Raw genomic sequence first — 12,976 nt, forward strand, 5'->3', positions numbered from 1 at the left:
TAGCGCGCAATTCTGTGGAGAACGGCGCAATTATGCATGAATTGCGCTTTATTCTCAATAATTGCGCCGTAAAAGGCGGTAAATTCGTTTTGCAGCCCACCTTCTCTGCGATAAATGATGATCATGAAGCAGGGGGATATTTTCGAGACAAAAGCAAAAAGCGGAGAAAGGGTGCTTGATCTTCAAATGAAACACGCTGGATGCTGCTTTTGCGTCCGGGTGCTCCGTTGTCGTGATAGTACAGGTAAAGGGTGCCGTCTTTTATTTCATACCCGATAAGTACAACCCAGTGATAGTTATAGCGGGGCTTTGAAAAGAAACGAAGGGTAAAATACCGGTCAAACTTGGCAGCTACCGGATGACCGGAATCCAGTTCGTTAAGCACTTCGTCGATCCGATTAGAGGGCTTGACCGTCCAGTCGCTGCCTAGCAGTTTTTTTAACTTGCGGCTCATCCAAAAGCGGAAGGAACCGATTTTGGTCGTGCCCAACTGTTTGTAAAGGTCGTTTGCGTCAAGCGGCTTGTTCCAGAAGTGTAATATGACAGAGATGGTCACAGGGCCACAGGCGGAGCGGCGGTAGCGCTCATCGACGGTTTCGGCGTATTGTGACTGTCCTTTAACCTTGATCATCCATATCGCCTCCGTGAAAAAAAGCGCTCCCTGTGATCAAGGAGCGCTCATTGATTTTATACTTCCATAATGATAGGTAAAATCATCGGACGACGTTTTGTCCGCTCGTACAAGAATGGAGAAAGCGTGTCGGTAATTTCGTTTTTAATATCCGACCATTGTGTTGAATTGTTGTTTAACAGCTGCTTAATATGACGATTCAGCATCGACTGTGCTTCATAAATCAGGTCGCCGGACTCGCGCATGTAAACAAAGCCGCGTGAAATAATATCCGGGCCAGCCTCAATTTTGTTTTTCTCTTTATTGATGCTGACTACAACGATGACAAGGCCTTCCTCAGAAAGGATACGGCGGTCGCGCAACACGATGTTGCCGATGTCTCCAATACCGCTGCCGTCAATATAAACAGAGCCGGACTGAATGCGTCCTGCTACGTGTGCCTCGTCCTTTGAAAGAGCAAGCACATCGCCATTGTCCATAATAAAGCAATTTTCGGCAGGTACACCGCAGTCAATCGCATGCTGGCAATGCGTTTTTTGCATCCGGTATTCACCATGAATCGGCATGAAGAATTTCGGCTTGATCAAACGCAGCATTAGCTTCTGTTCTTCCTGGCTGCCGTGTCCGGATGTATGGATGTCATTTAGCGGACCGTGAATAACGTCTGCACCCGCACGTGACAATGAGTCAATAATCCGGTTGACACTAACGGTGTTTCCAGGAATCGGTGATGATGAGAAAACAACTGTATCGTGAGGCTGGATTTGGATCTGACGATGCGAACCGTTCGCGATACGGGAAAGAGCAGCCATGGGCTCTCCTTGACTTCCTGTACAAAGAATCGTCACTTTATTGGCAGGAAGCTTGTTTAGCTGGTGCGTATCCACAAACGTATCTTTCGGGCAGCGAATGTAGCCAAGCTGCTGGCCGATATTAATCGCATTTTCCATACTGCGTCCGAATACGCCCACTTTGCGTCCATCCTCGACAGCAGCTTCAACCACTTGCTGAAGACGGTGAATGTTAGAGGCAAACGTAGCGAAAATGATTCGGCCCTTTACTTTGCGGAATACATTATGAATGCTTTCACCGACTTTGCGTTCAGACATCGTGAAATTCGGAACTTCACTGTTCGTGCTGTCTGAAAGTAGGCAGAGAACGCCTTCTTTGCCGATTTCGGCCATTTTTGTTAAGTTAGCCGGTTCACCGACTGGCGTAAAGTCAAATTTAAAATCGCCTGTATGGACAATGCTGCCCTGCGGTGTCTTGACGACAACGCCGTAAGAATCCGGAATACTGTGTGTTGTTCTGAAAAAAGAAACGGATGTTTTACGGAACTTGATGACGTCATCTTCACCAATTTCATGAAGTCTTGTGCGGCGAAGCAATCCGTGTTCGTCAAGCTTATTGCGCAAAAGACCAAGGGCAAGCTTTCCGCCGTAAACAGGGACGTTAACAACTCTTAGTAAATAAGGGATGCCTCCGATGTGATCTTCGTGGCCGTGTGTGACAAAAAGGCCTTTAATTTTGTCTGCATTTTTTTGAAGGTACGAATAGTCCGGGATAACATAATCAATCCCGAGCAGTTCATCTTCGGGAAATTTAATACCCGCATCAATTAAAATAATTTCATCTTGGAATTGGACTGCGTAAGTGTTTTTGCCGATTTCACCCAAACCGCCGAGGGCGAAAACTGCTGTTTGATCATTTTTTACGAATTTCATTTCTTACAGCTGCTCCACTTTAAAGTCCGGAGACTTTTTCTCATATTCAAGGTGGGCATCGTTTACCTTTTGCACAAATTCAATGTTGTATGGGCGGCTTTTTAACGCGTGGCGGACTTCACGCTCAGTTTGTGCTTCCGCATATAAAGATTTTGTTTTTTCACGGACAGGCACCTCTGAACGGCTTTCCTGATAGTACACTTTATAAATCATTACGTTCTCTCCTTTTAAAGGTTTAATATATACAAACCGCTTATAGGCGGTTCTTCTAAAGGGTTGGGTAAAGAAACAAAACCGTTTCAATGGGTATCATGGTTTTTATTATATAGAAAGAAAGAAGATTTGACACGGAAGAACATCTATTGTCTCTTACATAAAGACAGCCCTTCGCATTGGAAGGGCTTAACCATTTAATATTAAGCGATTGATTTTCTTCTAAGCAGATCTTTCCACTGTTTTACGAGCTTTTTTTTCAGCTTCTTCAACATCGTGGATCACTCCTTACAGCCATTTTATCATATGGCTGATTGAATGAAAAGGATATGGGCAATTCTATTATGAGCAGGCAGAGCGGTGATTATGCGTCCTACCGTTCAACGGCCTGGGCGTTTTCTTCCACTTGAAAAGGATCCTGTTTATTAATGTAATCATAAAACATGATGCCGTTTAAATGATCGATTTCATGCTGGATGCAAATAGCCGGAAGTCCTTTTAATCGAAACTTCACTTCCTCGCCTTCAAGCGTCGTGGCTTTCACGGTAACACGCGCAAAACGATGCACGTAGCCGGGAACGTCGCGGTCAACAGACAAGCAGCCTTCACCAGCCGTTAAATAGGCTTTTTCAACCGAGTGGCTGACAATTTTCGGATTAAAAAGAGCGCGGCTGATCTGGCTGCCTTTTTCATCCTTTACATGAATGGCAATCATGCGTTTGGAGATGCCGATTTGAGGGGCAGCAAGACCGATGCCGGGGCGCAAATCATATTTTTCCGCAAGTTCAGGGTCCTGGCTGTTTTTTACATACTCCATTAAAGAAGCAAGGATCTTTTGGTCAGCTTCAGATGCGGGCATTGTAACCTCGGCGGCTTTTTCCCGAAGGATGGGGTTGCCTTCCCGGATAATGTCGTTCATTTTGATCATGAAGTTCCCTTCCTTTTTCACATTTAGTGTATTTATCTTATCAAAAAGTGCGCAAAATGTTAATGAGGGGGATTGATTGTTTCAGGATGGAAGAAACGGGAATAAGGAGAAAGGGTCATTCTTGTAATGTATAACAGATCAGAAAAGCGCTTTCATTATTATAGTACAGAAATGCATTTCTGACTAATACAGAAAGAAATGAAGGGTGATTTCAATGGTTTTTTACAAATAATCTTTTTGAATTGACGTAAGGAGACGGTTATTATACACTATTAGTCGTAGCTTTATATTGTATTAGTGAATTTGAGAAAATAACTGGTACAGCTAATTTATAAATAAAATCAGCCACATGGCCCAAATGACCAATACAGAAAGGAAAGGTGACGACCATGAGTGCAAAGAAAACTCAGTTCGATCCGCAAAAAACGCTTGAATCCATCGAAACGCAATTTGAAATGGTTCAAGTATTGAACGAAGAAGGAAAAGTTGTAAACGAAAGTGCAATGCCAAAGCTTTCAGATGAAGAGCTTCAGGAATTAATGACACGCATGGTTTACACACGCGTTCTTGATCAGCGCTCGATTTCATTAAACCGTCAGGGCCGTCTTGGCTTCTACGCGCCAACAGCTGGACAGGAAGCATCTCAAATTGCTTCACATTATGCGCTTGAAAAAGCAGACTGGATTTTACCAGGCTACCGTGATGTTCCGCAAATCGTTTGGCACGGACTTCCACTATGGCAGGCATTCTTATTCTCCCGCGGTCATTACGTAGGCAACCAGGCACCAGAAGGCGTTAATGTACTGTCTCCACAAATCATCATTGGGGCACAATATGTACAAAACGCAGGCGTTGCTCTTGGTCTTAAAAAACGCGGCAAAAAAGCAGTAGCTGTTACATACACAGGTGACGGCGGTTCATCACAAGGTGATTTCTACGAAGGAATCAACTTTGCTGGTGCATTCAACGCGCCGGCTATCTTTATTGTTCAAAACAACCAATTCGCGATTTCAACGCCGCGCGAAAAGCAAACAGCGGCTAAAACAATCGCACAAAAAGGGATTGCAGCAGGCATTCCATCTGTTCTTGTTGACGGCATGGATCCACTCGCTGTATACGCAGTGGTGAAGGAAGCTCGTGAGCGTGCCATTAATGGCGAAGGCCCAACATTGATCGAAACAATGTGCTACCGTTACGGTCCGCATACAATGGCTGGTGATGACCCGACTCGCTACCGTACAACGGATCTTGATACAGAGTGGGAAAAGAAAGATCCGCTAGTCCGCTTCCGTACGTATCTTGAAGGCAAAGGCCTTTGGAGCGAAGAAAAAGAAACAGAAGTGATCGATCGTGCTAAAGAAGAAATTAAAGACGCGATCAAAAAAGCAGATGATACACCTAAACAAAAAGTAACAGACTTGATGGCGAACATGTACGAAGAAATGCCAGCAAATCTGAAAGAACAATATGAAATCTACACTGCAAAGGAGTCGAAGTAAGCCATGGCACAAATGACAATGATTCAAGCAATTACAGATGCCTTGCGCGTGGAGCTTAAAAACGACGAAAACGTTCTTGTATTCGGAGAAGACGTCGGCGTAAACGGCGGGGTATTCCGTGCAACGGAAGGCCTTCAAAAAGAGTTTGGAGAAGAGCGTGTATTTGATACACCGCTTGCGGAATCAGGAATCGGCGGTCTTGCAGTTGGTCTTGCCCTTGAAGGCTTCCGTCCCGTACCGGAAATCCAGTTCTTCGGATTTGTGTTCGAGGTAATGGACTCGGTCAGCGGACAATTGGCTCGTATGCGCTACCGTTCTGGCGGGGTGTATTCAGCACCGGTCACAATCCGTTCTCCGTTTGGCGGCGGCGTGCACACACCTGAGCTTCATGCGGACAGCTTAGAAGGTCTTATGGCGCAGCAGCCAGGCTTGAAGGTCGTTATTCCTTCAACGCCATATGAAGCAAAAGGTTTATTAATTTCAGCTATTCGTGACAACGATCCAGTCATCTTCCTTGAGCACATGAAGCTGTACCGTTCGTTCCGTGAAGAGGTTCCGGAAGAAGAATACACAATTCCACTTGGCAAAGCAGCTGTGAAGCGTGAAGGTGCAGACCTTTCGATCATCACATACGGTGCAATGGTACATGAGTCGCTTAAAGCAGCAGAAGCACTTGAAAAAGAAGGGCATTCTGTAGAAGTCATCGATCTTCGTACAATTCAGCCGCTTGATATCGAAACAATCATTGCCTCTGTTGAAAAAACAGGCCGTGCGATTGTCGTGCAGGAAGCACAAAAGCAAGCAGGCATCGCAGCCAATGTAGTGGCTGAAATCAACGACCGGGCCATCTTGAGCCTTGAAGCACCGGTTCTTCGTGTAGCAGCGCCGGATACAGTCTTCCCATTCTCACAAGCAGAGGGTGTATGGCTTCCAAACCATAAAGACATCGTTGAAACAGCGAAAAAAGTACTCGAATTTTAATTGATAAGTAAATAGAAGATATTTGTTGAAAAGGAGGCTATGCCTCCTTTTCAAAATTCAACTATTAGGAGGCTGAATGCATTGGCATTTGAATTTAAATTACCAGATATCGGTGAAGGTATTCATGAAGGTGAAATCGTTAAGTGGTTCGTTAAGCCAGGCGATCAAGTAGCAGAAGATGATGTGCTTTGCGAAGTGCAAAATGATAAAGCGGTTGTAGAAATCCCATCACCTGTTGCAGGAACAGTAGAAGAAGTTCTTGTTGATGAAGGCGCAACAGCAATCGTTGGCGATACACTAATTAAATTTGACGCACCAGGGTACGAAGACTTGAAATTCAAAGGCGACGATCACGGTGACGGTGAAGAAAAAACAGAAGAGCAGGTTCAAGCGACAGCAGAAGCTGGACAGAACGTGGACAAAGCACCAGCTGACGCACCAGCAAAAGAAGAAGCACCAGCTCAATCAACAGGTGCAGGAAGCCAGCCTCAAGCTGAAGTCGATCCTAACCGCCGCATCATTGCGATGCCATCTGTGCGCAAATACGCACGTGAAAAAGATGTGAACATTGGTCTTGTTGAAGGAAGCGGCAAAAACGGCCGAATTACTAAAGACGATATTGATTCATTCCTAAGCGGCGGCCAGACTTCTGCAGCACCTGCGCAGGAAGATGCAGCTGTTCAGCAGGATGCACCAGCAGCGAAGGAAGAGTCTAAACCGGCAGCAGCATCGATTCCGGAAGGCGAATACCCGGAAACACGCGAAAAAATGAGCGGTATCCGCAAAGCGATTGCCAAAGCAATGGTCAACTCAAAGCATACTGCTCCGCACGTTACCTTAATGGACGAAGTGGAAGTAACCGAGCTTTGGGCACACCGCAAAAAGTTCAAAGACATTGCAGCGGAAAAAGGCGTCAAGCTGACATTCCTTCCGTACGTTGTCAAAGCTTTAACAAGTGCGCTTAAAGAATATCCAGCATTCAACACATCGATCGACGATGCAACGAATGAAATTGTTCATAAGCATTATTACAACATCGGAATTGCAGCCGATACAGAAAAAGGCTTGATGGTTCCTGTCGTGAAAAATGCAGACCGTAAGTCAATGTTCGCGATCTCAGACGAAATCAATGAACTTGCCGGCAAAGCTCGTGACGGTAAGTTGGCTCCGGCTGAAATGAAAGGCGCTTCATGCACAATTACGAATATCGGTTCAGCAGGCGGACAATGGTTTACGCCAGTAATCAACCATCCTGAAGTAGCGATTTTGGGAATTGGCCGCATTGCAGAAAAAGCAATTGTAAAAAATGGTGAAATTGTAGCCGCACCTGTGTTAGCATTATCATTGAGCTTTGACCATCGTATGATCGATGGTGCAACAGCACAAAATGCGTTGAATCACATTAAACGGTTGTTGAATAACCCAGAACTTTTACTAATGGAGGCGTAAAAACATGGTAGTAGGAGATTTCCCGATCGAAACAGACACTATAGTAATTGGCTCCGGTCCTGGAGGGTACGTGGCGGCGATCCGCGCGGCTCAGCTTGGACAAAAAGTAACCATTGTGGAAAAAGAATTCATTGGCGGCGTTTGCTTGAACGTAGGCTGCATTCCGTCAAAAGCGCTTCTAACAGCAGGCCACCGTTATGAGCAGGCGAAACATTCCGATGATATCGGGATTATTGCTGAAAATGTTACGGTGAACTTTGATAAAGTGCAGGAATGGAAGGCTGGCGTTGTAAACAAGCTGACGGGCGGCGTTTCTGGCTTGCTGAAAGGCAATAAAGTAGAAGTCGTTCGCGGCGAAGCGTATTTCAACGATGCCAATACATTGCGCGTGATGGGCGAAGATTCTGCTCAAACGTATACATTTAAAAATGCGATTATCGCGACAGGATCACGTCCGATTGAAATTCCAAACTTTAAATTTTCTAAGCGTGTCATTGATTCATCAGGCGCTCTTGCATTAAAAGAAATTCCGAAGAAAATGGTCGTTGTAGGCGGCGGCTACATCGGCTCCGAGCTTTCAACAGCCTTTGCAAACTTCGGAACTGAAGTAACCATTCTTGAAGGTGCGCCGGAAATTCTTGGCGGCTTTGAAAAGCAAATGTCGGCTCTTGTCAAACGCGGCATGAAGAAAAAAGGCATTAACATTGTGACAAAAGCAATGGCAAAATCGGCTGAAGAAACAGATACGGGCGTAAAAGTAACATATGAAGCGGGCGGCAAAGAAGAAACGCTTGAAGCAGATTATGTTCTTGTAACGGTAGGCCGTCGTCCAAATACAGACGAAATGGGTCTTGAAGGTGCTGGCGTAAAAATGTCAGACCGTGGTGTCGTTGAAATTGATAAGCAGTGCCGCACAAGTGTTGAAAACATTTATGCGATCGGTGATATCGTTTCGGGTCCTCCTTTAGCCCACAAAGCTTCATACGAAGGTAAAATTGCGGCAGAAGCGATTTCTGGTGAAAAATCAGAAGTGGATTACCTGGCTATTCCAGCTGTCTGCTTTACTGAGCCAGAGCTTGCAACAGTCGGATACACAGAAACACAAGCAAAAGAAGAAAAAATCGAAGTGGTTTCTGCGAAATTCCCATTTGCTGCAAACGGACGTGCTCTTGCACTAAACAGCACAGATGGTTTCGTGAAAGTCGTATCTCGTAAAGAAGATGGCCTTATCATCGGTGCACAAATTGCCGGATCAGGCGCGTCTGATATGGTCGCAGAGCTTGGTCTTGCGATTGAAGCGGGCATGACGCTTGAAGATGTAGCGATGACAATCCACGCTCACCCAACGCTTGCTGAAATGACAATGGAAGCAGCAGAAGTAGCGCTTGGTACACCGATTCACATCGTAAAATAATCATAGCCTCCTCCAACCCCCGATTTCCTTATTGTAGGAAATCGGGGGTTTTTTGTCCCGTTTTTAAATATGTTATACAAATTAGCTTGATTTTTTTAATGTGATATACTATTATGAAATCAAGGAACATTAATCGCTTTCAAAATACAAAACGGGAGGTAATGAAACATGGGAACAATCATCTGCAAGTCTTGCCGGTCAACAATGGAGCACTTTGAAGAGGAAAAGGTAACTGTTTTATACTCTCACTGTGGCTGTGATCATGAAACAGAAAACGAAGAGTAATCACTACATAAAAAGCTGCTCCGAATTAATCGGAGCAGCTTTTTTTAATAAATAGGTTTCCGTTCTTTAATGACACGAAGCGTTTTTAATTCCTCATCTTCCGGTCCTTGCACCGGCAAGCCGGCGGCCACGTTTTCTTTCACATAGCGCAAGTTCTCTTCTGTAATGATCTCGCCTGGAATAAAGATCGGTATGCCGGGCGGATACACCATCATAAATTCAGCCATGATTCTTCCTGTGGATTCATCAATTGGGACTGTTTCTGTCTCGGCGTAAAAAGCTTCTCTTGGGGACAGCGCCAGAAGAGGGATATCCGGAAGCATAACATGCGCATATTTAGACTGAACAGTGCCATTAAACGCATTGGCCATTTCCTTCAAAGCGGTAATTAAAAGATCACCGTTTTCCTCGGTATCCCCTGGTGTAATAATACAAAGGATATTGTAGAGGTCACTCAGCTCCACTTCGATATTGTAGTGCTTCCGAAGCCATTCTTCCGCATCATGCCCGGTCATGCCGAGGTTTTTCACGGAGATAATGAGCTTGGTCGGGTCGTAATCATAAGCTGCTTTGGAGCTTAGCATTTCTTCGCCCGGACAATACAAATGATTGATTTTATTAATTTCTGACCGTAATCGGTTTGCGAGCTTTAACGTTTGCTCGATGATCTGGTGGCCGTTTACAACCAAATGTCGCCGTGCAGTATCAAGCGAAGCAAGTAAAATATACGATGTGGACGTTGTCGTCAGCATGCTTAAAATAGTTTGAACGCGATTGACGGAAACAAGGCCTTCTTTTACATTTAAAATGGAACTCTGGGTCATAGAACCGCCCAGTTTGTGAACGCTGGTTGCTGCCATATCCGCTCCGGCTTGCATCGCTGAAACCGGCAGCTCTTCATGGAAATGAATATGCACTCCGTGCGCTTCATCAACAAGAACAGGCACATGGAAGGAGTGAGCAATATCGACTATTTGCTTTAAATCACCTGCAATGCCGAAATACGTTGGATTGATCACAAGGAGACCTTTCGCATCAGGATGAGCGGTCAAGGCTCTTGTAACAGAATCTGTTGTGATTCCGTGTGAAATGCCCAGGTCCTTATCAATTTCCGGATGAATAAATATGGGAACAGCACCCGAAAATACGATGGCGGTCATAATCGATTTATGCACATTTCGTGGAACAATAATTTTTTCACCGGGACCACAAACAGCCATGATCATGGTCATGATCGCGCCGCTTGTTCCCTGTACAGAAAAAAATGTATGATCAGCGCCAAATGCTTCGGCAGCCAGCTGCTGTGCTTCTTTAATAATGCCGTGCGGCTGATGCAAATCATCAAGCGGTGCGATGTTAATTAAATCAATGGATAAGGCATTCTCACCTATGAATTGTTTGAATGTCGGATCCATTCCGCTGCCTTTTTTATGGCCGGGAATATGAAATTGCACCGGGTTCTTTTCCGCGTGGCGCAAAAGCCCGTCAAATAATGGAGTTTCGTTTTGTGACAACGCCATTTCCACCTCTTTTCTCAATCATGTGAAGCAAAAGAATTATAGCATTTTGCTCTTTTGTTGCATAGAAATTTTTCGGATTTAACAGGACTTGAGGGACAAAAAACGAATAAGTAAGGTGAGGTGATTTTAATGGAATATTCGTATCCGTTTTCAACAGACTGGTCAACGGAAGAGGTCATTGATGTGGTCGCCTTTTTTGAGGCCATTGAGCAGGCCTATGAAAAAGGAGTGACAAAAGAAGCGATCATGTCCAAATACCGCCGCTTCAAAGAAATCGTGCCGGGGAAAGCAGATGAAAAACGAATCTGCAACGAATTTGAAGAAGCAAGCGGCTACTCCTCCTACCGCGTCATTCAAAAAATGAAGCAGGCAGACGAGCAAACAAAAATACGTATGTAAAAACAGCCCGCCTGCTAATGAGGCGGGCTGTTATGTTTACCTATACGCCAATTGGTATACAGGCAGCAGTGTTTCGAATGTTTCTTTTACAAGCTGGTAAAAAGCATCGCCATCCTTCAAAACGGGGTCATCGGCTTGAATGTGGCGGCCGATGAGAAATTCCGCTTTTTTCACATCGCGAAAACGCTCCAGTGCGGCCTCAAGGTCCAGGCTGTCCCAGGACTCCGCTGCTTTTTTCAGATGATCGAGCGAAACAACGTAATGATCGGGAACAGAAGCGTTCAGCTGATCCGTCTGTTTTAAAAAGGTTTGCGCGATTTCTTTTTTGCCGGGCAGTTCATATATGAAAGCAAGCCAGATAAAAACGTGATCATCAAACAAGCCTACTTGAAAATGGGGGTGCTGTTTATAGCCGCGCTTGTTGTTGGCAATCGCCAGCCATGTATCATTCGGCGGGTTTACTTTGCGCCGTGCATGCCGGGCAATGTGCAAAAACATTTCCTGGCCAAGCATAGCTGACAGGTCGTCTTTAAGTTCACTGCCAAGAGCGCTGAATTTTGGCTGTATCCGGTTCTGGATGGCGGTCATGCGCTCATCTAGGCCATCAAGGCGAAAGGTGTCGAAATCGTGTTTCGTAAATCCGGTAAAAGTCATGTTCAAAAAACCCTCTCTTGCGAATTATTTCTTTATTATAATGATTATTATAACATAAACCGATCAGTTGGAAAAACTTGATAACGCATGCTGATTCGGGTAATGTGAAAGATAATGCATTTGATGCGGGATGGGGGATACAGATGGAAAATTGGTCTGGGATTGATGAAACAGTAAAGCGCTGGATTGGAGAAGCAGGGGAGAATATACGGGCTTCCTTTACTCACTCTTTGAGTATACAGTCAAAGTCGAACCCGAATGATTTAGTGACGAATGTTGATGAAGAAACAGAACGCTTTTTTATTGAACGCATTCGCACATCGTTTCCGTCCCATCGTATTTTGGGAGAGGAAGGCCAGGGAGACGATGTACAGTCGCTGGATGGCGTGATTTGGATTATTGACCCTATTGACGGAACGATGAACTTTGTACACCAGCAGCGCAATTTTGCTATTTCAATCGGCATTTACGAGGATGGCATTGGCCAGCTTGGTTACATATATGATATTGTGCACGATGAGCTGTATCATGCCAAAAAGGGGCAAGGGGCGTGGATGAATGATGTTAAGCTTGATCCGCTTGATCCGGTACCGGTGGAACAAGCGATTGTCGGCATCAATTCAACATGGCTGATCCAAAACCGGCATTTTGATCAAGAAAAGCTTATTCAGCTTGCCAACGATGTGCGGGGAACAAGATCATACGGATCTGCGGCACTTGAACTTGCTTATGTAGCGTCTGGCCGTCTGAGCGCCTATATTACGATGCGAAATGCACCGTGGGACTTTGCAGGTGGGAAAATGATCGTAGAAGAAGCAGGAGGCGTAGTCAGCAAAATAACCGGTGACGACATTGACATGCTGTCAGTCAACCCTGTTTTTGCTGCTGCACCCGGTTTGCATGAAGATATTTTAAATAACTATTTAAAATAAAAAGAACAGGGCCTAAAAACGCCCTGTTCTTTTTTACAGTTTTCCAGCTCGGCGCATTTTTGCTTTGAACGAAAAGCCGAAGCCCATTACAGCGAGTAATAAAACGATTGAAAGCACAGCCCCGATGATGCTTTGTTCACCGATTGCGATGCCGATGCCGATCATGCAGGCGGCAGCCAAAACAGCGAACCCTAAAAAAGGCCATTGAATTGAAGGCAAAAGACAGTCCCCCTTTTGTTCTATTGTATTACATGGCTCTCTTTATTTGCAATGTCCGCTTTTTCAAATAGGCAGCATGCAAAGTGTGTGATATAATAGTTCAGTTAATGGAAACCGATCATGATGGA

14 protein-coding genes are annotated in these 12,976 nt (G+C 45.0%); 7 read left to right on the forward strand and 7 right to left on the reverse strand.

All coding sequences use genetic code 11. The features are described 5' to 3' along the window. Positions 1–121: 121 nt before the first annotated feature. From BW952_RS07420 to def, 4 genes are all read right to left on the reverse strand, one after another. Positions 122–631 (reverse strand): C39 family peptidase, encoded by a 510-nt coding sequence (locus BW952_RS07420; RefSeq protein ID WP_045851495.1) that lies wholly within the window; start codon positions 629–631, stop codon positions 122–124. Between the two features lie 56 nt (positions 632–687). Continuing rightward, positions 688–2,355 (reverse strand): ribonuclease J1, encoded by a 1,668-nt coding sequence (rnjA, locus tag BW952_RS07425; RefSeq protein ID WP_045851494.1) that lies wholly within the window; start codon positions 2,353–2,355, stop codon positions 688–690. Positions 2,356–2,358: 3 nt separating this feature from the next. Further along, positions 2,359–2,568 (reverse strand): DNA-dependent RNA polymerase subunit epsilon, encoded by a 210-nt coding sequence (locus BW952_RS07430; protein WP_045851493.1) that lies wholly within the window; start codon positions 2,566–2,568, stop codon positions 2,359–2,361. A 373-nt stretch (positions 2,569–2,941) separates the two neighbouring features. Beyond that, entirely contained in the window at positions 2,942–3,496 is a 555-nt protein-coding gene (gene def / locus BW952_RS07435) for a peptide deformylase (protein ID WP_045851492.1), read from the reverse strand. Positions 3,497–3,885: 389 nt separating this feature from the next. Between def and pdhA the strand changes: the two genes are divergently transcribed. The 5 genes from pdhA (at position 3,886) to BW952_RS07460 (ending at position 9,124) form a co-directional block, all read left to right on the forward strand. After that, positions 3,886–4,995: a pyruvate dehydrogenase (acetyl-transferring) E1 component subunit alpha gene (gene pdhA, locus BW952_RS07440; protein ID WP_045851491.1), complete on the forward strand. Its 1,110-nt coding sequence runs from the start codon at positions 3,886–3,888 to the stop codon at positions 4,993–4,995. Positions 4,996–4,998: 3 nt separating this feature from the next. Continuing rightward, complete coding sequence (locus tag BW952_RS07445) at positions 4,999–5,976, forward strand: alpha-ketoacid dehydrogenase subunit beta (RefSeq protein WP_045851490.1); 978 nt, start codon at positions 4,999–5,001, stop codon at positions 5,974–5,976. 81 nt (positions 5,977–6,057) lie between these two features. Continuing rightward, on the forward strand, positions 6,058–7,425 hold the full coding sequence (locus BW952_RS07450; RefSeq protein WP_045851489.1) for a dihydrolipoamide acetyltransferase family protein: 1,368 nt from the start codon (positions 6,058–6,060) through the stop codon (positions 7,423–7,425). Positions 7,426–7,429: 4 nt separating this feature from the next. Continuing rightward, positions 7,430–8,839 (forward strand): dihydrolipoyl dehydrogenase, encoded by a 1,410-nt coding sequence (lpdA, locus tag BW952_RS07455; protein WP_045851488.1) that lies wholly within the window; start codon positions 7,430–7,432, stop codon positions 8,837–8,839. A 168-nt stretch (positions 8,840–9,007) separates the two neighbouring features. After that, entirely contained in the window at positions 9,008–9,124 is a 117-nt protein-coding gene (locus tag BW952_RS07460; protein ID WP_045851487.1) for a GapA-binding peptide SR1P, read from the forward strand. 44 nt (positions 9,125–9,168) lie between these two features. Here BW952_RS07460 and BW952_RS07465 read toward each other — a convergent pair whose 3' ends face one another. Then, on the reverse strand, positions 9,169–10,638 hold the full coding sequence (locus BW952_RS07465; protein ID WP_045851550.1) for an aminotransferase class I/II-fold pyridoxal phosphate-dependent enzyme: 1,470 nt from the start codon (positions 10,636–10,638) through the stop codon (positions 9,169–9,171). Positions 10,639–10,773: 135 nt separating this feature from the next. Here BW952_RS07465 and BW952_RS07470 point away from each other — a divergent pair, with 135 nt between their 5' ends. Beyond that, the gene (locus tag BW952_RS07470; RefSeq protein ID WP_045851486.1) at positions 10,774–11,043 is read left to right on the forward strand and encodes a UPF0223 family protein; all 270 of its coding nucleotides are present in this window, start codon (positions 10,774–10,776) and stop codon (positions 11,041–11,043) included. 36 nt (positions 11,044–11,079) lie between these two features. Here BW952_RS07470 and BW952_RS07475 read toward each other — a convergent pair whose 3' ends face one another. Continuing rightward, on the reverse strand, positions 11,080–11,697 hold the full coding sequence (locus BW952_RS07475; protein WP_045851549.1) for a YktB family protein: 618 nt from the start codon (positions 11,695–11,697) through the stop codon (positions 11,080–11,082). Positions 11,698–11,840: 143 nt separating this feature from the next. Between BW952_RS07475 and BW952_RS07480 the strand changes: the two genes are divergently transcribed. Continuing rightward, positions 11,841–12,629 (forward strand): inositol monophosphatase family protein, encoded by a 789-nt coding sequence (locus BW952_RS07480; RefSeq protein WP_045851485.1) that lies wholly within the window; start codon positions 11,841–11,843, stop codon positions 12,627–12,629. 33 nt (positions 12,630–12,662) lie between these two features. On the opposite strand, the gene BW952_RS07485 is transcribed toward BW952_RS07480, so the two are convergent. After that, a complete protein-coding gene (locus tag BW952_RS07485; RefSeq protein WP_045851484.1) occupies positions 12,663–12,848 on the reverse strand; it encodes a YlaF family protein in 186 nt (61 codons plus the stop codon). Positions 12,849–12,976: the final 128 nt, after the last annotated feature.

This window comes from Domibacillus enclensis (assembly GCF_900156125.1).
Lineage (GTDB): Bacteria > Bacillota > Bacilli > Bacillales > Domibacillaceae > Domibacillus > Domibacillus enclensis.